General features: G+C 60.5%; 19 protein-coding genes. 16 read left to right on the top strand and 3 right to left on the bottom strand.

Annotated elements, in window-relative coordinates:
• The first annotated feature begins 152 nt into the window (after window positions 1-152).
• The 12 genes from ACA063_RS27425 to madM all read left to right on the top strand — a co-directional run bounded on the left by ACA063_RS27425 (window position 153) and on the right by madM (window position 16,200).
• On the top strand, window positions 153-2,213 hold the full coding sequence (locus ACA063_RS27425) for a methyl-accepting chemotaxis protein (protein WP_497664062.1): 2,061 nt from the start codon (window positions 153-155) through the stop codon (window positions 2,211-2,213).
• A gap of 52 nt (window positions 2,214-2,265) precedes the next feature.
• On the top strand, window positions 2,266-8,163 hold the full coding sequence (locus ACA063_RS27420; protein WP_497664061.1) for an Hpt domain-containing protein: 5,898 nt from the start codon (window positions 2,266-2,268) through the stop codon (window positions 8,161-8,163).
• Entirely contained in the window at window positions 8,156-8,611 is a 456-nt protein-coding gene (locus ACA063_RS27415; protein WP_497664060.1) for a chemotaxis protein CheW, read from the top strand. The genes ACA063_RS27420 and ACA063_RS27415 overlap by 8 nt, the downstream gene beginning before the upstream one ends.
• A gap of 331 nt (window positions 8,612-8,942) precedes the next feature.
• On the top strand, window positions 8,943-10,613 hold the full coding sequence (mdcA, locus tag ACA063_RS27410; RefSeq protein WP_497664059.1) for a malonate decarboxylase subunit alpha: 1,671 nt from the start codon (window positions 8,943-8,945) through the stop codon (window positions 10,611-10,613).
• The gene (locus ACA063_RS27405; protein ID WP_497664058.1) at window positions 10,613-11,488 is read left to right on the top strand and encodes a triphosphoribosyl-dephospho-CoA synthase; all 876 of its coding nucleotides are present in this window, start codon (window positions 10,613-10,615) and stop codon (window positions 11,486-11,488) included. The genes mdcA and ACA063_RS27405 overlap by 1 nt, the downstream gene beginning before the upstream one ends.
• Complete coding sequence (locus tag ACA063_RS27400; protein WP_497664057.1) at window positions 11,488-11,787, top strand: malonate decarboxylase subunit delta; 300 nt, start codon at window positions 11,488-11,490, stop codon at window positions 11,785-11,787. The genes ACA063_RS27405 and ACA063_RS27400 overlap by 1 nt, the downstream gene beginning before the upstream one ends.
• The gene (locus tag ACA063_RS27395) at window positions 11,780-12,631 is read left to right on the top strand and encodes a biotin-independent malonate decarboxylase subunit beta (RefSeq protein ID WP_497664056.1); all 852 of its coding nucleotides are present in this window, start codon (window positions 11,780-11,782) and stop codon (window positions 12,629-12,631) included. Before ACA063_RS27400 ends, ACA063_RS27395 begins: the two co-directional genes overlap by 8 nt.
• Complete coding sequence (mdcE, locus tag ACA063_RS27390; protein WP_497664055.1) at window positions 12,628-13,431, top strand: biotin-independent malonate decarboxylase subunit gamma; 804 nt, start codon at window positions 12,628-12,630, stop codon at window positions 13,429-13,431. The genes ACA063_RS27395 and mdcE overlap by 4 nt, the downstream gene beginning before the upstream one ends.
• Complete coding sequence (locus ACA063_RS27385; RefSeq protein ID WP_497664054.1) at window positions 13,425-14,045, top strand: malonate decarboxylase holo-ACP synthase; 621 nt, start codon at window positions 13,425-13,427, stop codon at window positions 14,043-14,045. The genes mdcE and ACA063_RS27385 overlap by 7 nt, the downstream gene beginning before the upstream one ends.
• Window positions 14,042-14,953 (top strand): malonate decarboxylase subunit epsilon, encoded by a 912-nt coding sequence (mdcH, locus tag ACA063_RS27380; RefSeq protein ID WP_497664053.1) that lies wholly within the window; start codon window positions 14,042-14,044, stop codon window positions 14,951-14,953. The genes ACA063_RS27385 and mdcH overlap by 4 nt, the downstream gene beginning before the upstream one ends.
• A 64-nt stretch (window positions 14,954-15,017) precedes the next feature.
• A complete protein-coding gene (gene madL, locus ACA063_RS27375) occupies window positions 15,018-15,434 on the top strand; it encodes a malonate transporter subunit MadL (RefSeq protein ID WP_497664052.1) in 417 nt (138 codons plus the stop codon).
• 1 nt (window position 15,435) lies between these two features.
• Complete coding sequence (gene madM / locus ACA063_RS27370) at window positions 15,436-16,200, top strand: malonate transporter subunit MadM (protein ID WP_497664051.1); 765 nt, start codon at window positions 15,436-15,438, stop codon at window positions 16,198-16,200.
• 137 nt (window positions 16,201-16,337) lie between these two features.
• Here the strand turns inward: madM and ACA063_RS27365 are convergent, their stop codons facing one another.
• Window positions 16,338-17,252, bottom strand: coding sequence for a LysR family transcriptional regulator (locus tag ACA063_RS27365; RefSeq protein WP_194691044.1), 915 nt, complete (start codon window positions 17,250-17,252; stop codon window positions 16,338-16,340).
• A gap of 300 nt (window positions 17,253-17,552) precedes the next feature.
• Here ACA063_RS27365 and trhA point away from each other — a divergent pair, with 300 nt between their 5' ends.
• On the top strand, window positions 17,553-18,170 hold the full coding sequence (trhA, locus tag ACA063_RS27360) for a PAQR family membrane homeostasis protein TrhA (protein ID WP_497664050.1): 618 nt from the start codon (window positions 17,553-17,555) through the stop codon (window positions 18,168-18,170).
• Between the two features lie 114 nt (window positions 18,171-18,284).
• Here the strand turns inward: trhA and ACA063_RS27355 are convergent, their stop codons facing one another.
• Together ACA063_RS27355 and ACA063_RS27350 are read right to left on the bottom strand one after the other, a co-directional pair.
• Window positions 18,285-19,004, bottom strand: coding sequence for a 16S rRNA (uracil(1498)-N(3))-methyltransferase (locus ACA063_RS27355; protein WP_497664049.1), 720 nt, complete (start codon window positions 19,002-19,004; stop codon window positions 18,285-18,287).
• A gap of 177 nt (window positions 19,005-19,181) precedes the next feature.
• Entirely contained in the window at window positions 19,182-20,588 is a 1,407-nt protein-coding gene (locus ACA063_RS27350) for an adenosylmethionine--8-amino-7-oxononanoate transaminase (protein ID WP_497664048.1), read from the bottom strand.
• Between the two features lie 220 nt (window positions 20,589-20,808).
• On the opposite strand from ACA063_RS27350, the gene ACA063_RS27345 reads away from it, so the two are divergent.
• The 3 genes from ACA063_RS27345 to ACA063_RS27335 all read left to right on the top strand — a co-directional run bounded on the left by ACA063_RS27345 (window position 20,809) and on the right by ACA063_RS27335 (window position 24,040).
• A complete protein-coding gene (locus ACA063_RS27345) occupies window positions 20,809-22,572 on the top strand; it encodes a flavin monoamine oxidase family protein (protein ID WP_497664047.1) in 1,764 nt (587 codons plus the stop codon).
• A 299-nt stretch (window positions 22,573-22,871) separates the two neighbouring features.
• Window positions 22,872-23,423: a cytochrome b gene (locus tag ACA063_RS27340; RefSeq protein WP_497664046.1), complete on the top strand. Its 552-nt coding sequence runs from the start codon at window positions 22,872-22,874 to the stop codon at window positions 23,421-23,423.
• Window positions 23,424-23,455: 32 nt separating this feature from the next.
• Entirely contained in the window at window positions 23,456-24,040 is a 585-nt protein-coding gene (locus ACA063_RS27335) for a YceI family protein (protein ID WP_497664045.1), read from the top strand.
• Window positions 24,041-24,127: the final 87 nt, after the last annotated feature.

Genomic DNA, 24,127 nt, shown 5'->3' with positions numbered 1-24,127 from the left:
ACTCTTTGGGCGCTGGTGGTGCGACGATTCCACTTTCCCGCGATGCTGGCGGCTCGGTCTCACTTAGAATCGAGTTGATGCTATCGCTAGCAGGCTAGCTCCCACAGAGTCCTCTGCAGGCTTCAAGGGTGTGGTTTAACAGGCGAGGACCGATGACAAAAGCAAAAACAGGCAGGTCAATGGAAGGGTCGCGCAGCCGCTCGCAGATCATCGTGCTGTTCATCGCGCTGATCATTTTCATCATGCTGCTCTTCGCCAACTTTGCTTACCTCAACACCCAAGCCACGTACGACAAACAGTACATCGGCCACGCCGGTGAACTGCGCGTGCTGTCTCAGCGCATTGCCAAAAACGCCACCGAAGCCGCCGCCGGCAAGTCCGCCGCGTTCAAGCTGCTCAGCGATGCACGCAATGACTTCGCCCAGCGCTGGAGTTACCTGAAAAAAGGCGATCCCTCCACCGGACTGCCGCCGGCGCCGTCCACCGTGCGCCCGGAAATGCGCGCCGTGCAGCTGGATTGGGAGCGCCTGCTGAAAAACACCGACACCATTCTCTCCAGCGAACAGACCGTACTGTCGCTGCATCAAGTTGCGGCGACACTGGCCGAAACCGTGCCGCAATTGCAGGTCGAATACGAAAAAGTCGTCGAGATTCTGCTGCAGCGCGGTGCACCGGCCGCCCAGGTCGCGATGGCTCAACGTCAATCGCTGCTGGCCGAGCGTATTTTGGGCGCGGTGAATACCGTACTGGCCGGCGATGAAAGTTCGCAGCAAGCCGCAGACATTTTCGGTCGTGACGCGGCGCGATTCGGCCAAGTGCTCAATGGCATGCTGCAGGGCAATCCGGCGCTGAAAGTCAGCCAGGTCGAAGACCGCGATGCGCGAGCGCGTCTGGTCGAGATTTCCGAGCTGTTTGAATTTGTCTCGGGCTCTGTCGATGAAATCCTCGAGACCTCACCGGAGCTGTTCAAGGTCCGTGAGTCCGCCACCAACATTTTCAGCCTGTCGCAAACCTTGCTCGACGAAGCCTCGCACCTGGCCACCGGGTTTGAGAACCTGGCCGGCGGGCGCACTACCGACACCATTGGTGGCTACGTGCTGGGGCTGCTGGCACTGGCGTCGATCATCCTGATTGGCATGGTGATGGTGCGTGAAACCAATCGTCAGCTGCGGGAAACGGCCGAGAAGAACGAGCGCAACCAGAATGCGATCATGCGCCTGCTAGATGAAATCGAAGACCTGGCCGACGGAGACCTGACGGTGACCGCCTCGGTGACGGAAGACTTCACCGGCTCCATCGCCGACTCGATCAACTATTCCGTGGACCAACTGCGGGACCTGGTCGCCACCATCAACCTGACGGCCGGCCAGGTCGCTGCTGCCGTGCAGGAAACCCAGGCCACCGCGATGCATCTGGCGCAGGCTTCGGAGCATCAGGCCCAACAGATTTCCGAAGCGTCCACGGCCATCAATGACATGGCGCAATCCATCGATCAAGTATCAGCCAACGCCGCGGAATCTTCGGCGGTGGCCGAGCGTTCGGTGGAAATCGCCAACAAGGGCAACGAGGTGGTGCACAACACCATCCACGGCATGGACAACATCCGTGAACAAATTCAGGACACCGCCAAACGCATCAAGCGCCTGGGCGAGTCCTCTCAGGAAATCGGCGATATCGTCAGCCTGATCGATGACATTGCCGACCAGACCAACATCCTCGCCCTGAACGCAGCCATCCAGGCCTCGATGGCCGGTGACGCCGGGCGCGGTTTTGCGGTGGTCGCCGATGAAGTGCAGCGTCTCGCCGAGCGTTCATCCGCCGCGACACGGCAGATCGAAACCCTGGTGCGGGCGATTCAGACCGACACCAACGAAGCGGTTATTTCCATGGAGCAGACCACCACCGAAGTGGTGCGCGGAGCACGCCTGGCGCACGATGCCGGAGTGGCCCTGGAAGAAATCGAAGGCGTTTCGAAAACCCTCGCGGCGCTGATCCAGAGTATTTCCAACGCCGCCCAGCAGCAGACGTCTTCGGCCGGACAGATTTCCCTGACGATGAACGTGATCCAGCAAATCACCTCGCAGACCTCGTCAGGTTCCACTGCTACCGCCGAGAGCATCGGCAACCTGGCGAAAATGGCCAGTCAGCTGCGGCGTTCGGTGTCCGGTTTCACCTTGCCGGCGGCCAAGTCGCAAGCAGCGGATAAAGTGTGAAGCGCCAACGGGCGTATGCTTTTTTTTGAGAGGGGCAGTGAGCGGAGTGGTTATGGGTGATCGGCACGACTATGTGGCCCTCGAGTGGGTCAAGGGTGAGATTGCCGAAACGCTGAGGCAGGCGGCTCTTCACCTGGAAAGCATGGCCATCGACGAGGAGCAGACAACGCCTGCGCTCGGTGAATGCCTGGCGTGCATCCATCAGGTCCATGGCGTGCTGCAGATGGTCGAATTCTACGGCGCGGCGTTGCTCGCCGAAGAGATGGAACAGCTGACCCTGGCTCTGTTGCAGAACCGCGTCAGCCATCGTGATGAAGCGATCCACCTGCTGTTGCAAGCCCTCGGGCAGTTGCCCATCTACCTCGATCGGGTACAAGGCGCACGGCGGGACCTGCCGCTGGTGGTGCTGCCGCTGATCAATGATTTGCGTAGCGCGCGTGGCGAGAGCCTGCTGTCAGAAACCAGTCTGTTCAGCCCGCAACTGCCGGACTTGCCCGCGCTGGACGAGGAAGAACTCGCGCTTCTGGAGCCGGCGGAATTACCCAACGTGTTACGCAAGTTGCGGCAGATGCTGCAGATGGCGCTGGTCGGTTTACTGCGCGAGCAGGAGGACGATACTCACCTTGGCTACCTGGCCAAGGTCTTCGCGCGCCTCGAAGGCATCTGTGGCGATGCGCCGTTGAGCCCTTTGTGGCAAGTGGCTTCGGCGTTGGTCGAAGGCATGCGCGGCGGTGCGATCGCTAACAGTCCGGCATTGCGCAGCCTGTTCAAGGACGCGGACAAAGAACTCAAGCGCCTGCTCGAACAGGGCATGCGCGGCATCAACCAACCAGCGCCTCCAGAGTTGCTCAAGAGTTTGCTGTTCTACATTGCCAAAGCCGACCACCCCACCGGGCAGATGCTGACCATGAAAGATCGCTACTCACTGGACGACGCATTGCCTGACAGTGCAATGGTCGACGAAGAACGCGCCCGGTTGGCCGGCCCCGACCGCGATGCCATGCGCTCGGTGCTGGCGGCGCTCTGCGAAGAGCTGGTGCGGGTGAAAGAGCGCCTGGACCTGTTCGTCCGCAGCGACCGCCAGCACACCTCGGACCTCGAAAGCCTGCTGTCGCCCCTGCGACAAATCGCCGACACCCTGGCGGTGCTGGGATTTGGTCAGCCGCGCAAGGTCATCATCGATCAACTGGCGGTGGTACTGAGCCTCGTTCAAGGCCAGCGCGAACCCAGCGATGCCGTTCTCATGGACGTCGCCGGTGCCTTGCTCTACGTCGAAGCCAACCTGTCCGGCATGGTCGGCACCGTTGAGCCGGAAAGCCAGGAAGACAGCCGCCTGCCAACCACCGACCTGACCCAGATCCACCAGATCGTCATCAGGGAGGCGCGCATCTGCCTGCAACAGGCCAAGGACATGATCGTCGACTACATCGACGCCGACTGGGACCGTCAGCATTTGCAGCCCTTGCCGGCCTTGCTGACACAGGTCCGTGGGGCGCTGGCGATGATTCCATTGAGTCGCGCGGCCAGCCTGATCGAGTCCTGCAATCACTTCATCCGCGAGCACTTGTTGCTGGACCCGGACCAGCCCGGCTGGCAGGAACTGGACAGCCTCGCCGACGTTATCACCAGCATCGAATACTACCTGGAGCGTCTCAGTGATGACCCCGAGGCGCCGGGGGAGCATCTTCTCGACGTTGCGCAAAAAGGCTTGGCTGCCCTTGGCTTCTTCCCCAACGAGCGGCATGTGCCGGTGCTGGAAGATGTGCTGAGCCCGAGTGAAGCGCAGGTGATCCAGGAACAGCAGGCGCTGGAAGATCCAGAAGTGGTCCAGACCCTGGCCGATGTATTGGCCAGTCCCGTTTCCGTCGTGAATCCGCCTGCCCTGAACACCCCGGGCAGTCTGCTCCCGCCGCCCGCAGACGAAGAGCCGGTGGACGATGAATTGCGTGAAGTGTTTCTCGAAGAAGGTGAAGAAGTTCTGGATACCCTTCGCGAATACTTGCCGCGCTGGACCGCCGCACCCGAGAACACATCGGCCCTGAGTGAATTGCGCCGGGCCTTTCACACCTTGAAAGGCAGTGGCCGTATGGTCCGGGCATTGGTCTTGGGCGAGCTGGCCTGGGCGGTGGAGAACCTGCTCAATCGCGTGCTCGAACACAGCGTCAAACCAGGGCCTGCGGTGCAGAAGCTACTGGAGGATGTGCTGCATCTGCTGCCTGAACTGGTGGCTGAATTTGCGAGCAACACCCAGCGACAACGCAACGATGTCGACCAGCTGGCCGCCCGTGCGCATGCCTTGGCCAAGGGCGTTGAGCCGCTGCTGGACGAGGACGTACAAGACGTCGCCGCGCTCGATCCCCTGCTGTTGGAGATCTTTCGCAACGAAGCCGAAACCCATTTGGCCAGCCTCAACCGATTCCTCGAACAAGCCGCCGAGCATGTGCCGTTGCAGGCCAGCGACGACTTGCAGCGCGCCTTGCATACCCTCAAGGGCAGCGCCTCGATGGCCGGCGTTGTGCCGATTGCCGAACTGGCGGCGCCGCTGGATCAACTGGCCCGCGAGTACAAGGCGCATCTGTTAGCGCTGGACCTGGACGAAGTCGAGTTGTTGCTGGAGGCCGAAGGCTTGTTCCGGCTTGGATTGCGCCAGCTGAAAATCGATCCACTGGCTGACATTCCCGGTGCGCGTACCTTGATCGAAAGAACCCAGGCGCTGTTGGCCGAGCGTCTGGAAACCCTCTTGAACGCACCGCATACCCGGATGCGCATCAAGCGCGATCCGCAACTGATCAACAACTTCCTCGCCCAGGGCATGGACATCCTGCTGGATGCCGAAAGCCTGTTGCAACGCTGGCAGCAACACCCCGGCGAGCGCCAGGAACTCACTGCGCTGCTGGATGAACTGACCACCCTTGGCGAAGGCGCGCACCTGGCCGATCTGCACCCGGTGGATGAGCTCTGCGAAGCCTTGCTCGATCTGTATGGCGCGGTGGAAGAAAGCAGCCTGGCGGTCAGCGACCGGTTTTTTCACGAGGCACAAAGTGCCCATGAAGCGTTGATCAACATGCTCGACGAACTGGCGGCGGGCCAGGAAGTCAGCCCGCAACCGGAGCGGGTGCGAGCCTTGCGTGACTTGCTTGACGAGAGTCTTGATCCCTCGGCAATGGGCCTGATTCGCAGCGATGGCAGCCGTACCCTGAGCATCCGTGAGCTGGGCAGTGCCACCGCCGAACTGGCGAAGACCGAATCTCCTGCCGAGCGCGACGATGCGATCGTGTCGATCTTTCTTGAGGAAGCGGTCGATATTCTCGAGAGCGCCGGCCAGGCCTTGCAACGCTGGTTGAGTGATCCGGACAACGCCGCGCCGCTGCTGTCCCTGCAGCGTGATCTGCACACCCTCGAAGGCGGTGCGCGTATGGCCGGCATCGAACCGGTGGGCGATCTGGCCCATGAGCTGGAAGGCCTTTACCAAGGGTTGGCAGACCGCCGTTACAGCCACAACGACGTCTTGGCGCAGTTGCTTGAGCAAAGCCATGATCGCCTCGCACAGTTGCTCGAGCAGCTGCACGGTCACACGCCATTGGACGACCCGGATGAGCTGATCGAGACCATTCGTGAGTACCGCCAGCACAACGTTGTCAGTGCGGAGGTCGCGCAAACAACAGCGGTCAGCGATTCGCCGGGCCATGATCCGGAGTTGCTCGATATCTTCCTGGAAGAAGGTTTCGACATCATCGAAAACTCCGGCGCTGCCTTGGTGCGCTGGCAGGCTGAACCGTCGAACCGTCAGGAAGTGGAAACCCTGCTACGGGATTTGCACACCCTGAAGGGCGGGGCAAGGATGGTGGAAATCGCACCGATAGGCGACCTGGCCCATGAGCTGGAAACCCTTTACGAGGGCTTGTTCGCGGGTGTGTTGCAACCGACCGCGGCATTGTTCGCCCTGTTGCAAAGCAGCCATGACCGACTGGCCCAAATGCTCGACGCGGCCCGCGCTGGCCAACCCTTGCCGCCGGCCGACCGGCTGATCGATGCGATCAGGAATTTCAGTCATCCGGCAGTGCCCGACATCGCGGTGGTCGCACCCGCCGCGCTCAAGCCCGAGCCGCCGATCTTGCAGCCCGATATCGGCGCGGACATGGTCAAGGTCTCGGCGGAACTGCTCGACGATCTGGTCAACCTGGCGGGTGAAACGTCGATATTCCGTGGCCGCATCGAGCAACAGGTCAACGATGCCCGCGTGGCCCTGAGCGAGATGGAAACCACCATCGAACGGATGCGCGATCAACTGCGTCGGCTCGATACGGAAACCCAGGGGCGCATTCTCAGCCGGCAGCAGGTCGAAGCCGAACGCCTGGGTTACGAGGAATTCGATCCGCTGGAAATGGATCGCCATTCGCAATTGCAGCAACTGTCACGCGCGTTGTTCGAGTCCGCCTCCGACTTGCTCGATCTCAAGGAAACACTCGACCGGCGCAATCAGGACGCGGAGAACCTGCTTCAACAGCAGGGCCGCATCAATACCGAGTTGCAGGAAGGCCTGATGCGTACGCGCATGGTGCCGTTCGAACGCATGTTGCCGCGGTTGAAACGCATCGTCCGCCAGGTCTCCAGTGAGTTGGGCAAGGACGTGGAATTCATCGTCGGCAACGCTGAAGGCGAGATGGACCGCAATGTGCTCGAACGCATGGCGGCCCCCTTGGAGCACATGCTGCGCAACGCGGTGGACCATGGGCTGGAATCCACCGAGGCACGCATTGCGGCGGGTAAGCCGGCTCAAGGCATGATCACCCTGGACCTGTCGCGAGAGGGTGGCGACATCATTTTCGACATCCGCGACGACGGCGCTGGCGTGCCGCTGGACGCCGTGCGCCGCAAAGCGATCAAGCGTGGTTTGCTGGCCCCCGACAGCGATATCAGTGATCGCGACGTGCTGCAATTCATCCTGCAACCGGGGTTCTCGACGGCGGAGAAAATCACCCAGATTTCCGGGCGTGGCGTGGGCATGGACGTGGTGCATGAAGAGGTGCGGCAGCTGGGCGGCAGTATGAGCATCGACTCCAGGCCGGGGCAGGGCGTGCATTTTCGGATCCGCCTGCCATTCACGGTGTCGGTCAACCGGGCATTGATGGTGCAGTGCGGTGAGGATCAATACGCGATCCCGCTGAACACCATCGACGGCATTGTTCGCGTGCTGCCCAACGAACTCGAAGGGCATTACCGGCTGGATCCGCCGACTTATAAATACGCCGGACAGCACTATGAATTGTGCTACCTGGGTGAGCTTCTCAAAACCAGTTCTCGTCCGAAACTGTTGGGCCAGAGCCTGCCATTACCGGTGTTGCTGGTGCAGTGCAACGAGCGGCACATCGCTGTGCAGGTCGATGCCATGGCCGGGACTCGTGAGATCGTGGTCAAAAGTCTCGGTCCGCAATTTGCGGCCGTGAAAGGCTTGTCGGGGGCGACCATTCTGGGTGATGGCCGGGTGGTGCTGATTCTTGATCTGCTGGCGCCGCTGCGCGCCATGCAGGCCCGTGTCCCGCAGGCCACTGACGATGCGGAAGTCGAACCGCACAAGCCATTGCTGGTGCTGGTGGTCGATGACTCGGTCACGGTGCGCAAGGTGACAAGTCGTCTGCTCGAACGCCACGGCATGAACGTGCTGACCGCCAAGGATGGCGTCGACGCCATGCTCCTGCTCGAAGAACACCTGCCTGACCTGATGCTGCTGGACATCGAAATGCCACGCATGGACGGCTTCGAAGTGGCCGCACAGGTGCGTGCCGACGAACGTTTACAGCACCTTCCCATCATCATGATCACCTCCCGCACCGGCCAGAAACACCGCGACCGTGCCATGGCGATCGGCGTCAATGACTACCTGGGCAAGCCGTATCAGGAATCGGTGTTGCTCGACAGCATCGCCTTGTGGAGCAAACCCCATGCTTGAACACCGCACCAGCAACCTCACCGGACTGCTGCTGCCCCTGGCAGATCGCAACCTGATCCTGCCCAACGTCGCGGTCGCCGAGCTGATCGACTATCAGCCCGGTGCTTTCGATCTGGATACACCACCGTGGTACTTGGGGCGCGTGACGTGGCGGGATCGGCACATTCCATTGCTCTGTTTCGAATCGGCGTGTGGCGGCAAAATCGTTATCGGAGACCGTGCGCGGATCGTCATTCTCAATGCACTGGGCGGCCGGCCGGAGCTGCGGTTCATCGCGCTGCTGGTGCAAGGAATTCCCAGGTCGTGCAAGCTGGACAGTCAGCTGAGCTATGTGGATGTGCCGTTGTGCGCGCTTGAGCAGGCGGCGGTACAAGTGGGGGATCAGGTGGCGAAGGTGCCGGATTTGTTGGCGTTGGAGCGCTTGTTGGAAAGTGTCGGTCTTGCGTGACTGCTGCCACCGCCGAAAATCTCCAATGCAACTCAACTTCCTGTGGCGAGGGAGCTTGCTCCCGCTTGGTCGCGTAGCGGCCCTCATGTCCATACGACTGCTGCGCAGCCGAGCGGGAGCAAGCTCCCTCGCCACAGTGCTCATCTAATCCCAATGCCTGTGTTGGTAATTCCGGCCTCATCGAGGGCGAGATGGCCTGCGATGGGTACTGAACTGGCAACATGGATTCAAATCATTACTCTGACCGTAACTATCCGCCACTGCGCTTGATTGATGCTCCATCCCAACACTCCTAAGGTGACCTCCACGATAGCGAACCCGTGGAGTGGTCATGACAACAACAATATCCCCCGACTCGCGATGGACGCGGCGGCGCAGCGAGAAGCAGCGGCGTCTGGAGTTGGTCAAGGATCTGGCCGACGGTGTGGTCCTTCCCGCCGACAAGATCGTTGCGGCGCTCGAGGCGTTGATCCTGCCTGGCGACCGTGTGGTGCTCGAGGGCAATAACCAGAAGCAGGCGGATTTCCTTTCCCGCTCCCTGGCCAAGGCTGATCCCGCGAAACTGCACGACTTGCACATGATCATGCCCAGCGTCGGGCGTTCCGAGCATCTGGACCTGTTCGAGCGCGGCATTGCCCGCAAGCTCGACTTCTCGTTTGCCGGCACTCAAAGCCTGCGCATCAGCCAGTTGCTGGAAGACGGATTGCTGGAAATCGGCGCAATCCACACCTACATCGAGCTTTATGCACGGCTGGTGGTGGACCTGATCCCCAACGTCGTGCTCTCGGCTGGCTTCATGGCCGACCGCGCCGGCAATATCTATACCGGCCCCAGCACCGAAGACACCCCGGCGCTGATCGAACCGGCCGCGTTCAGCGACGGCATCGTGATCGTTCAGGTCAATCAACTGGTGGACGATGTCAGCGAACTGCCCCGTGTCGACATCCCTGCGTCCTGGGTGGATTTCGTGGTGGTGGCGGACAAGCCTTTCTACATCGAACCTCTCTTCACTCGTGACCCACGCCACATCAAGCCCGTGCATGTGCTGATGGCGATGATGGCAATCCGCGGGATCTACGAAAAACACAATGTCCAGTCGCTCAACCATGGCATCGGCTTCAACACCGCCGCCATCGAATTGATCCTGCCGACCTACGGCGAGTCCCTTGGCCTGAAGGGCAAGATCTGCCGCAACTGGACCCTCAATCCCCATCCCACCCTGATACCGGCGATCGAAAGCGGCTGGGTCGAAAGCGTGCATTGCTTCGGCACCGAACTGGGGATGGAGAACTACATCGCCGCCCGGCCAGACGTGTTCTTCACTGGCCGCGACGGTTCCCTGCGATCCAACCGGATGTTTTGCCAACTGGCCGGGCAGTACGCCGTGGACCTGTTCATCGGCGCGACCTTGCAAGTGGATGGCGACGGTCATTCATCCACCGTGACCCGTGGGCGACTGGCGGGCTTCGGTGGTGCGCCAAACATGGGCCACGACCCGCGCGGTCGTCGCCATGGCACACCGGCGTGGCTCGACATGCGCCACGAAGACGCGCCCGAAGCCCTGCTCGAACGCGGCAAAAAACTTGTGGTGCAAATGGTCGAGACCTTCCAGGAGGGCGGAAAACCGACCTTTGTCGAAACCCTGGACGCTGTGGAAGTCGCGCGCAAAAGCGGCATGCCGTTGGCGCCGATCATGATCTACGGCGACGACGTCACGCACCTGCTGACCGAAGAAGGCATCGCCTATTTGTACAAGGCGCGCTCGCTCGAAGAGCGTCAGGCGATGATCGCCGCCGTCGCCGGAGTCACCACCATCGGGCTGCGCCACAATCCCAAAGACACCGCCCGTATGCGCCGCGAAGGCTTGATCGCTTTGCCCGAGGATCTCGGCATCCGCCGCACCGATGCCACTCGCCAATTGCTGGCGGCGAAAAGCGTGGCGGACCTGGTGGAATGGTCCGGTGGCCTCTACAACCCGCCCGCCAAGTTCAGGAGCTGGTAATGCACGCATTCAACCTGCAACCCAAACCTTTAACCCTGGCCGATCGGCTGGCGGATCTTGCGGTGGACGCGCTGATCGATGAAGCGGATCTGTCGCCGAAACCGGCACTGGTCGACCGTCGCGGCAATGGCGCTCACACCGATTTGCACCTCGGACTAATGCATGCCTCGGCGCTGTCGTTGTGGCCGGCGTTCAAGGAAATGGCTGGAGCGGCCATCGCGTTCGGCGAAGTGAATGTGCAACTGCGCGAAGCCGTCGGGCGCATTGGCCGGGAAGGGGAGCACGCCATGCTCACCACCACGGCCGGTGTGAATACCCATCGTGGCGCGATTTGGGCCTTGGGTCTTTTGGTCACGGCCACAGCCCTGGCCCCTGAAGCCAATGCCCCGCATAGCGTGGCCCTGCGAGCGGCGCGATTAGCCCTGCTTGATGACTGTTATGCGCCGCGCGCCCTGAGTCATGGCGCCCAGGTCGCCCTACGATACGGCGCACGCGGAGCCCGTGAAGAGGCGCAGCTGGGTTTCCCGGCCGTGATTCACCGCGCGTTGCCACAACTCAAACGCAGTCGTGCCGCCGGCGCCGGCGAACAGAATGCCCGCCTCGATGCGTTGCTGGCGATCATGACCCAACTGTCCGATACCTGCGTGCTGTACCGCGCCGGTGAGCAGGGCTTGCACGCCATGCAGGCTGGTGCCCAGGCGGTGCTGGACAAAGGTGGCAGCGCCAGCCTCGCCGGTCGCCGTCATCTGCATGAACTCGACCAACAACTTATCGCATTGAATGCCTCGCCCGGCGGTGCCGCGGACCTGCTCGCCGCCAGCCTGTTTCTTGACCGCATCGAGTCCGGCGACGGCAGTATCCAGGGAGCGTCCTGATGGAAACCTTATCGTTTGAATTCCCCGCCGGTCAGCCACCCCGTGGCCGCACGCTGGTGGGTTGTGTCGGCTCCGGCGATCTGGAAGTGCTGATCGAGCCCGGTCAGGCAGGCAAGTTGACGATCCAGGTGCAGACCTCGGTCAACGGTAGCGAGCAACGCTGGCAGCACCTGTTTGCACGGATGTTTGAAGGTCAGACACCCCCGGCGATGGACATCGATATCCACGATTTCGGCGCGACCCCAGGCGTGGTGCGCCTGCGTCTGGAGCAAGGCTTTGAGGAGATCGGCCATGACTGACATCGCAGTGCTTGCCCACAAACACAGCTTCGTCGAACTCGGCGCGCGGCAACGGGCGAAAGCCTTGCTCGATGCCGGCACTTTTCGCGAATTGCTTGACCCCTTTCAACGTGTCATGTCGCCGTGGTTGTCGCGCCAGGGCGTGGTGCCACAAGCCGATGACGGCGTGGTTATCGTCAAAGGCAGCATCGACGGATTGCCGGTGGTCATTGCCGCCATCGAAGGCGCATTTCAGGGTGGCAGCCTGGGGGAAGTCGGCGGGGCCAAGATTGCCGGCGCGCTGGAATTGGCGGCCGAAGACAACCGCAAAGGCACGTCGACCCGTGCCGTATTGCTGCTGGAAACCGGTGGCGTGCGTTTGCAGGAAGCCAACCTCGGTCTGGCAGCGATTGCCGATATTCACGCGGCCATTGTCGATCTACAGCAGTACCAGCCTGTTGTCGGCGTCGTGGCGGGTAGCGTCGGGTGCTTTGGCGGGATGTCGATTGCTGCCGGTCTCTGCAGCTATCTGGTGGTGACGCGCGAAGCACGGCTTGGCTTGAACGGCCCGCAAGTGATCGAACAGGAAGCGGGGCTTGAGGAATATGACTCCCGTGATCGTCCTTTCATCTGGAGCCTGACCGGAGGCGAGCAACGTTTCGCCAGCGGTCTGGTAGACCGCTACGTTGCCGACGACGTCGAGCAGATCCAGCAACACGTCAGTGAATTGCTCAAGCAAGGGCTGCCGGCACAACCGCGCAGCCATCAGGCCGAACGGTATCTGCAACGCCTGGCCCGTCTGGACGCCGTACCGCAAATCGAGCCGGCGACGGTTCGCGATCTGTATCAAGGAGAGCACTCATGAGTTCGTATTCCCTGCGCGGGTTGCACTGGTTCGATGCCTTGAGTGCCGGCGCGAAACCGGTCGAAGGTTTGCCGGCCTCGCTGAAGGTCGCCGATGGCGTGCTGGGTGATCAGACCGTGCGGTTCATTGCCGTTGTGGCCGATCCCGACAACCGTTTTGTGCGCGCCCGCAATGGTGAAGTCGGCCTGCTGGAAGGGTGGGGTCTGGCCAAGGCTGTGGATGAAATCATCGCGGCCGATCAGTACAAACCGCACAAACGCGCGGTGATCGCTATCGTCGATGTGCCCAGTCAGGCCTACGGCCGGCGCGAAGAAGCGCTCGGCATTCACCAGGCATTGGCGGGCGCGGCGGACAGTTACGCCCGCGCTCGATTGGCTGGCCATGCGGTCATCGGATTGTTGGTGGGCAAGGCGATGTCGGGAGCGTTTCTGGCTCACGGTTACCAGGCCAATCGACTGATCGCACTGCGGGACCCGGGGGTGATGGTGCATGCCATGGGCAAGGCATCGGCCGCGCGCGTGACGTTGCGCAGCGTCGAAGAACTTGAAGCCCTGGCCGCCAGTGTGCCGCCGATGGCCTATGACATCGACAGCTATGCCAGCCTCGGACTGCTCTGGGAAACCTTGTCGGTGGAGCACATCGAACAGCCCACCGCCGCCGATCTGGCCCGCGTGACTGAATGCCTGAGCCAGGCGATTGCTGATGTCGCTGTCAGTGGTCGCGATCTCAGCAGCCGTTTGGGCGCGAGCAATCGTGCCGCCTCGAGCCAGGTTCGCCAACTGTTGAGAGCACAGTGGTGAGCGCGATCCTGGCCCATGACCTGCTCTGGGGGATGACCCTGGCGCAGTTGCCTGAGGACGCGCCTGCCTGGGTGATCGATTCGATCAACGCAGCGCAGCCGGTGGTGGTTCGACGGGCTTTGTGCACGGCGGGCGAAATCGCAGTCGGGGTGCGTGGGCGTTTGCGTGAGCAGCGCTTTGCAACGGTCATGCGGGTCGACGGGATTGAGCGTTGCGTCAAGCCGGAAGCGCTGTGTCACGTCTTGATCGAACGGGATCTGCCGGCAGTACGCGCCCTCGATCAACTGCGACCGATGCTCGACGATTGCGGTTGGGTCTGGGGTGTCAGCGGCAGTGCCGGGTTCGAATTGGCCAGCGGGATCGAGGCCTTGCACCCGCAGAGTGACCTGGACTTGATCCTGCGTACGCCGCAACCGTTGCATCGGTTGCAAGCGCAGGAACTGGTGAAACTGCTCGATGTTGCTGCATGCCCGGCGGACATGCAGTTGCAGACGCCTTTAGGTGCCGTCGCATTGCGCGAGTGGGCAAGTTCTTCGCGAAAAGTCCTGCTCAAAAGTGCCGTCGGCGCCTGTCTGGTCGATGATCCCTGGAACCCACAAGAGCAAGCAGCGTGAGCAGTTTGCTGGTGTTCCCGGGGCAAGGCGCGCAGCAGCCGGGCATGCTCCATCGTTTACCCCAGGAAACGGTGAGCGAGGCGAGTGAAACGCTGGGTGAAGATGCCTTGTTGCTGGATTGCGCTGAGGCACTGCAATCGACGAGGTCTGTGCAGCTTTGCCTGCTGATCGCCGGCGTGGCTGCGTCGCGCCAGTTAGCAATGAAAGCGGATTACGTGGCCGGCCTGTCCATCGGTGCTTATCCAGCCGCCGTGGTGGCCGGTGCCTTGAGCTTCAGTGATGCACTGCACTTGGTCAGCCTGCGCGGTGAGCTGATGCAGCAGGCTTATCCGCAGGGCTACGGGATGACCGCGATCATCGGCCTTGATCTGACCACAGTGGAAAGTTTGCTGGCGCAGGTTCATAGCGTCGATACACCGGTCTACCTGGCCAACATCAATTCCGATAACCAGGTGGTCATTGCCGGCAGCGATGGCGCGATGAAGGCAGTCGCGACGCTGGCCAAAGATCAAGGCGCAGGCTTGGCCAAACGCCTCGCAGTCAGCGTTCCTTCGCACTGCCCGTTGCTGGAAGGCCCGGCCAAAACCCTGGCGGAAGCGTTCGCCAAGGTGCCGATGAAAACGCCGGCGTCGGGCTACCTGAGTGGTAGTCGCGCCCGGCCGATCATCAACACCGATGCCTTGCGCGACGACTTGGCTTTCAACATGTGCCGCGTCGTCGATTGGCGCGGCACGGTGCAAAGCGCCTACGAGCGTGGCGTTCGTCTGCAGATCGAACTCCCGCCCGGCGCGGTGCTGACCGGACTGGCGCGTCGGGTATTCGAGCAGGGCACCGTCATCGCTTTCGACGGCGCGCGGCTCGACACCTTACAGGCGCTTTTGCGTGAGGAGGGAAGCCGCCAACACTAGATCTGCGACTCAGGCTTCGAACAACAAAAACAACATTCGACGATGCACTTTGAGGACTACAACAATGATTATCTACGGTGTGGCGCTGCTGGCGATTTGTACGCTGGCAGGCGTGATCATGGGTGACATGCTCGGCGTGTTGCTGGGCGTGAAGTCCAATGTGGGCGGCGTGGGGATCGCGATGATCCTGTTGATCTGCGCCCGGTTGTGGATGCAAAAACGCGGCGGCATGACCAAGGATTGCGAGATGGGCGTCGGCTTCTGGGGCGCCATGTACATCCCTGTCGTGGTCGCGATGGCGGCGCAACAGAACGTCGTCACCGCGCTGCATGGTGGCCCGGTGGCAGTGCTGGCAGCGATCGGTTCGGTGGTGCTTTGTGGCTGCACCATTGCCTTGATCAGCCGGACCCACAAGGGAGAACCCTTGCCCGATGAGCCGGCGGAAATAACCCCGGTCGGCACACCTGTAGGAGGACGCTGATATGTGGGATCTCGTTGAAAAAGGTCTTGAGCATAACGGTCTGGTCACTGCGTTCGCCTTTGTCGGCGTGATCATGTGGGTGTCGGTGGTCTTGTCCAAACGACTGACGTTCGGACGGATTCACGGTTCGGCCATTGCCATCGTCATCGGTCTGGTGTTGGCCTGGGTGGGCGGCACCATGACCGGTGGGCAAAAAGGCCTCGCGGACCTGACCTTGTTTTCCGGTATCGGCTTGATGGGCGGCGCGATGCTGCGTGACTTCGCCATTGTTGCCACGGCGTTTGAAGTGCAGGCGACTGAAGCGAAAAAGGCCGGGCTGATTGGTGTGATTGCGTTGTTGCTGGGCACGATTCTGCCGTTCGTTGTCGGCGCGAGTATTGCCTGGGCGTTCGGTTATCGGGACGCCGTGAGCATGACCACCATCGGCGCGGGTGCGGTGACCTACATCGTCGGGCCGGTGACTGGCGCAGCGATTGGTGCGAGTTCGGACGTGGTCGCGTTGTCGATTGCCACCGGGTTGATCAAGGCGATTCTGGTGATGGTCGGCACGCCGATGGCGGCGCGCTGGATGGGGTTGGATAACCCGCGTTCGGCGATGGTATTTGGCGGGTTGGCCGGCACTGTCAGCGGTGTGACTGCCGGGCTGGCGGCGACGGATCGGCGGCTGGTGCCCTATGGCGCATTGACCGCGACTTTTCATACCGGGCTTGGGTGTTTGCTGGGGCCTTCGTTGTTGTACTTCATAGTTCGCGGGATTGTGGGCTGACTGCAGATTCTGAGTTGCCTGGGCTGACGCCATCGCTAGCAGGCTAGCTCCCACAGGGGGAAAGGGTATGCACTCCCCCAGGGATATGCATTCCCACTGTGGGAGCCAGCCTGCTGGCGATTGGGGGCGACGCGTTTTCAAGCCTGCCGATTGGCATACATCCGACACTCCGCCAACAGCGCCAGCAAATTCGGGTCCCGCTCCTTGGCCTTCAGGAACACCACGCCAATGTGCTGCTGCAGCCGATACTTTTCCTGCAGCGGAATCAGCTTCACCCGGTTCTCATACACCGCCGCAATTCTCCCTGGCAGCAACGCATAACCCACGCCGGAGCTGACCATGCTCAACAGGGTAAAGATGTCGTTGACCTGCATCGCCACCTTTGGCTCGAACCCCGCCTGCTCGAATACCCGCTTGCCATCCTGGTGGGTGGCGAAGCCTTGGGTCAGGGTGATGAAGGTTTCATCGCGCACTTCGGCAAGGTCGACTTCAGCCCTGTTGGCAAACTTCGAATCGGCCGGCGTGGCCAGGAAGATATCGTCGGAAAACAGCGGAATATGCTCGCAGTCCGGGTCATTGATGCTGTCATCCAAAGACACGAGAATCGCATCGACTTCCATGTTCTTGAGCTTGTACAGCAGGTCGAAGTTGGAGCCGAGAATCAGGTCGATGTTGAGTTCGCTGCGGCGAATTTTCAGGCCCATGATCAGCTGTGGCACGGTCTTCACCGTTAGCGAATACAGTGAGCCCAACTTGAAGCGTTCGGCAGAGAAACCGGCGGCCTCGCGGGTGAGGCGCACGCTTTCCACGACATCCTGAATCAGTTTCTGCGCCCGCTCCTCCAGCACATACGCGCTCTCAAGTGGCGTGAGGTTGCGGCCTTCGTGCTTGAACAACGGGCAACGCAGGGCGCTTTCGAGGGAATGAATGGCGCGGTGCACGCTGACGTTGCTGGTCTGCAGTTCGGCAGCGGCTCTCGCCAGGTTGCCGGTACGCATGAAGGCCAGGAACACCTCGAGTTTTTTCAGGGTCAACTCTTCGTCAATCAGCATGATGTGGACTCTTATTCGAATGGCTCGATTGTGCACGCATGCGAGCTTTTGTAGGAGCAGTAGGAACTGTAGGAGCTGTCGAGCGAAGCGAGGCTGCGATCTTTTGATTTTTGGTTTTTAAAAGAAAGATCAAAAGATCGCAGCCTCGCTTCGCTCGACAGCTCCTACATAACCCTATGCAAGTCATGCACGGCGTCAACGCAGATCCTGCAGAGGTCGATTTGTTCTGAAACATTGCGCTTTTACGCTTGAGGCCTGAGCCTTGCGCTGTGCAGCAACGAATGACGAGGTGAGCAATAGATGTATCACGGGGAAAAATTGAACGCCTGGACGCATCTGGTCGGGGCGGTCGCGGCGTTTGTGGGTGTGGTGTGGATGCTGGTCATTGCCAGCCTGGACGGCAGTCCGTGGAAGATTGTCAGTGTGGCGATCTACGGGTTCACGTTGCTGGTGCTGTACAGCGCCTCGACGGTTTACCACAGCGTGCGCGGGCGCAAGAAAGCGATCATGCAGAAGGTCGATCACTTTTCGATCTACCTGTTGATTGCCGGCAGCTATACGCCGTTCTGCCTGGTTACCTTGCGCGGGCCGTGGGGCTGGACGTTGTTCGGGATTGTCTGGGGGCTGGCGCTGATCGGCATCCTGCAAGAGATCAAGCCGCGATCCGAAGCACGGATTCTGTCTATCGTGATTTACGCGGTGATGGGCTGGATCGTGCTGGTGGCGGTCAAGCCGCTGATGGCGGCGCTGGGTGGCGTCGGGTTTGCCTGGTTGGCGACGGGCGGGGTTTTGTACACCGTGGGAATTGTCTTTTTCGCGCTTGATCATCGGCTGCGGCATGCGCACGGGATCTGGCATCTGTTTGTGATCGCCGGAAGTTTGCTGCATTTTGTGGCGATATTCTTTTATGTCTTGTAGACCGCGTTGAGGCCAATCGCTAGCAGGCTAGCTCCCACAGGAGATCTCTAGTGAACATGAAACGGGTGAACACTCAAAACTCAGTGTGGGAGCTAGCCTGCTAGCGATGGCCGCCTAGAAATCACCCCAAAGCTGTTGGGCAACCGCTAATGCGACAACCGGCGCGGTCTCGGTTCGCAACACGCGCGGACCTAGTCGGGCAGCATGGAAGCCAGATCCCTTGGCCTGTTCAACCTCGGCATCCGACAACCCGCCTTCAGGGCCAATCAGGAACGCCAGCGTCGCAGGCTTGGCATGACTGACCAACGGCTCGGCTACCGGGTGCAGCACCAGCTTCAATTCGGCCTCGGCTTGCTTCAGCCAATCCGCCAGCAGCAGCGGTGGATGAATCACCGGCACCCGCGAACGCCCACATTGCTCACAGGCGCTGATTGCCACCTGGCGCCAATGCATGAGGCGTTTGTCGGCGCGTTCATCTTTCAATCGAACTTCGCAGCGGTCGCTGAAGATCGGGGTGATTTCGGTCACGCCCAGTTCAGTGGCTTTCTGAATCGCCCAGTCCATCCGCTCGCCACGGGACAAACCCTGGCCGAGATGGATCTGCAGCGGCGACTCGATCTGCCCTGGGAAACTTTCATCGATCTGCACCACGACGCGCTTCTTGCCAACGTCGACCAGCCGAGCGCGAAACTCATCCCCCGAGCCGTCGAACAGCTGCAACGCATCGCCTTCGGCCATGCGCAGCACACGGCTTATGTAGTGCGCCTGGGCCTCGGGCAATTCGTGCTCGCCGATGCTCAGGGGGGCGTCGATAAAGAAGCGGGACAGTCTCATGCTGGTTCTCTACTGATTCTGTAAGTTGCAACGAGTCGCAAATGTGGCTGGCTTTTGTGGCGAGGGAGTTTACTCCCGCTGGACTGCGCAGCAGTCCTCTTCTTTTCAGATAGAGAAGGGGGGCGCTTCGCAGCCCAGCGGGAGCAAGCTCCCTCGCCACAGGGGGGGCTGTGATTTTCAGCCCGGATCACGGAAACCCGGATGGAAGTCTTTCGGCACCGACACGCTGACGCTGTCACGCGTTGCGATATCGATGCCTTCGCTGGCCACTTCGGCCAGAAAGTCGATCTGCTCTGGCGTAATGACATACGGCGGCAGGAAATACACCACGCTGCCCAACGGACGCAACAGGGCGCCACGCTCCAGGGCATGCTGGAACACCTTCAAACCGCGACGTTCCTGCCATGGATAGGCTTCCTTGGTGGCCTTGTCCTTGACCATCTCGATGGCCAGCACCATGCCGGTCTGGCGCACTTCCGAGACATTGGGGTGATCGACCAAATGCGCGGTGGAGGAGGCCATGCGCTGCGCCAGCGCCTTGTTGTTTTCGATGACGTTGTCTTCTTCGAAAATATCCAGCGTCGCCAATGCCGCGGCGCATGCCAGGGGATTGCCGGTGTAGCTGTGGGAATGCAGGAACGCGCGCAGGGTCGGGTAGTCGTCGTAGAAAGCACTGTAGACGTCTTCGGTGGTCACGCACGCGGCCAGTGGCAGGTAGCCGCCGGTCAGGGCTTTGGACAGGCACAGGAAATCAGGACGGATGCCGGCCTGTTCACACGCGAACATCGTGCCTGTGCGGCCAAAGCCGACGGCGATTTCGTCGTGGATCAGGTGCACGCCATAACGGTCGCAGGCTTCCCGCAGCAGCTTGAGGTACACCGGGTGGTACATGCGCATGCCGCCAGCGCCCTGGATCAAAGGCTCGACGATCACGGCAGCGACGGTGTCGTGGTTGTCCGCGAGGGTCTGTTCCATGGCGACAAACAGGTTGCGCGAGTGCTCTTCCCAGCTCATGCCTTCCGGACGCAGGTAGCAATCAGGGCTTGGCACTTTGATGGTGTCGAGCAACAACGCCTTGTAGGTTTCGGTGAACAGCGGCACGTCGCCCACCGACATCGCCGCCATGGTTTCGCCGTGGTAGCTGTTGGTCAGGGTGACAAAGCGCTTCTTGTTCGGCTGGCCGCGATTGAGCCAGTAGTGAAAGCTCATCTTCAGCGCAACTTCGATGCAGGACGAACCATTATCGGCGTAGAAGCATCGGGTCAGGCCTTCCGGCGTCATCTTCACCAGGCGCTCGGACAGCTCGATCACTGGCTGATGGCTGAAACCGGCGAGGATCACGTGCTCCAGTTGATCAACCTGATCCTTGATGCGTTGATTGATCCGTGGGTTGGCATGGCCGAACACGTTGACCCACCAGGAACTGACGGCGTCGAGGTAGCGTTTACCTTCGAAGTCCTCAAGCCACACGCCTTCACCGCGCTTGATCGGGATCAGCGGCAGTTGTTCGTGGTCTTTCATCTGGGTGCAGGGATGCCACAAAACCGCTAGATCGCGCTGCATCCACTGATTATTCAGGCCCATGTTCAGTCTCCTCGAGGCTTCCTGCGACATGCGCGGAAATACAATCGCGCAAGCCTATGCAATGCGCGGCATCGGAACAACCCATTGTGTCAATTGAGCTACTTTGTATGGGGCGATAGACGTCGCTGGCGGCCATTTGATGGCTGACGTATTCTTCGCCGTTCCTTGAGTCGTCTGACTCGAAAAAACTGTTTCCTTGTGTATTTCCGGAGTTCTCTGAATGTCTGCTGGTTGGCTGCGCGCCTGTGCGCTGGTGATGTTGGGGCTGTTCAGCGTGTCTGCGCTGGCCAAGGATAAAACGGCTATCGTGATCGGCGGCGGCCTGTCGGGCCTGACGGCTGCTTACGAGCTGCAAAACAAGGGTTGGCAGGTGACCCTGCTGGAAGCCAAGCCGAGTCTGGGCGGGCGTTCCGGCATGGCCACCAGCGAGTGGATCGGTAACGACAAAACTCAGCCGGTATTGAACAAGTACGTGTCGAACTTCAAGCTGAGCACCACGCCAGCGCCGGAATTCGTGCGTACGCCGAGCTATCTGATCGACGGCGTGTATTACACCGCCGCTGATCTGACCGCCAAAGATCCAACCACCGCCGAAGCGCTCAAGCGCTACGAAAAGACCGTGGATGATCTGGCTCGCTCGATCGAAGATCCACAGAACCCGGCCGCGAACAACACGCTGCACGCACTGGATCAGATCAACGTATCCAACTGGCTCGACCGCCTGACGCTGCCTGCCACGGCCCGTCAGCTGATCAACCAGCAAATTCGCACTCGTTATGACGAACCTTCGCGTCTGTCGCTGCTGTACTTCGCACAGCAAAGCCGCGTTTATCTGGGTGTTTCCGACCGTGACTTGCGCGCATCGCGCCTGCTCGGCGGTAGCCCGGTGCTGGCCCAGGCATTCGTCAAACAGCTGAAAACGATCAAGACCAGTTCCCCGGTTTCGTCCATTACCCAGGACAAGGACGGCGTGACCGTCAGGGTCGGTAGCGTTGGCTATCAGGCTGACTACGTGATCGTGGCAGTGCCCTTGCGCGCACTGGCCAAGATTTCGATGATCCCGTCGCTGGATGCCCAGCACATGGGCGCGATCAAGGGCACCAACTACGGCTGGCGCGACCAGATCATGCTGAAATTCAAGACGCCGGTGTGGGAACCCAAGGCGCGCATGTCCGGCGAGATCTACAGCAATACCGGTCTGGGCATGCTGTGGATTGAGCCAGCGCTGAAGGGTGGCGCCAACGTGGTGATCAACCTGTCCGGCGATAACGCCCGCGTGATGCAGGCTTTCGGCGACAAGCAGATGGTCGATCAGGTACTGATCCGTCTGCACGCGTTTTATCCACAGGCCCGTGGTTCGTTCACCGGTTATGAAATCCGCCGCTACAGCACCGACCCTTCGATGGGGGGCGCCTACCTGGCCTTCGGTCCCGGCCAGATCAGCAAGTACTGGCGCCTGTGGGAGCGTCCGCTGCAGCGTGTAGCGTTCGCTGGCGAGCACACCGACACCCTGTACCCGGGCACCCTTGAAGGCGCATTGCGTACCGGTCAGCGCGCGGCGAGTCAGGTTGAAGACCTGGCCGCTGGCAAATCGTTTGAACCGCAGAAGGTTGTCCCGGCAGCAGCCGCTGTTGCGGCGGGTGCTGTGGCGGCGAAGAAGGGCAACTTCTTCACCAACCTGTTCGGCGGCTCGGATGACGAAAAGAAGCCGGAGCCGGCCAAGGCTCCAGCGCCAGTTGCTCCAGTGGCGCCGGCACCAACGCCTGCGCCGACCCCGGCACCGGCTCCGGTCGAAGCACCAAAGCCTGCGGCACCGGTGAAAGCCGAGCCTGCTAAAAAGGCGCCTGCGAAGGCACCGGTGAAGAAGCCGGTGGCAAAAACAGAGGCTAAAAAGGCTCCGGTGAAAAAGGCTGAACCGGCGAAGAAGCCGGCAGCCAAGCCGGCTGCGACGACTCCGGCGGCGACAGATACCAAAGCGCAGTAAGGCTCTGGGGTGAAAAAAAGCGCGGCTTAAGGGCCGCGCTTTTTTTTGCCTGGTGGATTGCTATCGCGAGCAGGCTCACTCCTGCAGGGGGCGTTTGCCATTGGTATCCGGCACCACTGTCGACATCCATTTCCCTGCTCGCCACTAAACATCCCGCCACACTTTGGCCTTTAATCTTTCCTTAACTAAGCTATTTCAGACTCTTCATCGTATTTCTCGATATTTCAAAGCGAAATTTTCCGCTTTAATTCGATAGATAACTCGATAGTCTTGGTCGCAGTTCTCACAGGATTTGGGCAATGCAACTACGTAATTCTTCCTCGCGCTACGGTTGGGTCAGCGTCTTCATGCACTGGGGTGTAGCGCTGGCAGTCTTTGGATTGTTCGCGTTGGGCTTGTGGATGGTCGGTCTCGACTACTACAGCACCTGGCGCAAAGACGCGCCGGATCTGCACAAAAGCATTGGACTGGTGTTGTTTGCCGTGATGTTGGTAAGGGTGGTGTGGCGCTTTATCAGCCCGCCGCCACCAACATTGGAAAGCTATAGCCGAATGACGCGCCTTGGCGCCAGGTTCGGGCATTCGTTTCTCTACCTTGCCTTGTTCGCTGTGATGATTGCCGGTTACCTGATTTCCACCGCAGACGGTGTCGGTATTCCGGTGTTTGGCTTGTTCGAAATGCCTGCACTGATTTCCGGGCTACCGGACCAGGCGGATACCGCCGGTGTCATCCATTTCTACCTGGCATGGGTGCTGGTAATTTTTTCCGGCCTCCATGCGTTGGCAGCATTGAAACACCACTTTATCGACCGTGATGCGACCCTGACGCGAATGCTGGGCCGCAAAGCTTGAAGTTCAACCTCGACTCCAAAGGAATAGAAAGCATGTTGAAAAAGACTCTCGCCGCTCTGGCAATCGGTTCTGCTCTGCTGTCCGCTAACGTGATGGCGGCTGACTACACTGTCGACAAAGAAGGCCAGCACGCCTTCGTTGACTTCAAGATCAGTCACTTGGGTTACAGCTACATTACCGGTACCTTCAAGGATATCGACGGTAAGTTCAGCTTCGATGCTGCCAAGCCTGAAGACAGCAAGATCGAGTTCAATGTGAATACTGCCAGCGTATTCACCAACCACGCAGAACGTGACAAACACATCGCCAGCAAAGACTTCCTGGACGGGTCCAAAGCCAAGTTCGTTTCTACCAGCGTCAAACCCACCGGCAAAAACGCCGCTGGCAAAGACACTGCTGACGTGACCGGCGACCTGACCATTCTTGGCGTCACCAAGCCGATCGTGGTCAAAGCCACTTTCCTGGGTGAAGGCAAAGATCCATGGGGCGGCTACCGTGCCGGCTTCGAAGGCACCACCAGCATCAAGCGTTCGGACTTCGGTAAGCAGAAAGACCTCGGCGCAGCGTCCGATGCAGTGGAGCTGTACATCTCGTTTGAAGGTGTGAAAGCGAAATAACATTCGCCGCTGACACAAAAACGCCCTCGATCTCGCGATCGGGGGCGTTTTTTTATGGCTCCCGGAAGAACCCGGCATCTGTCGGAG

The organism is Pseudomonas sp. LBUM1643 (assembly GCF_059716215.1).
Note: the sequence above shows the minus strand (reverse complement) of the source record. Positions and strands in the feature narration are given on the sequence as shown.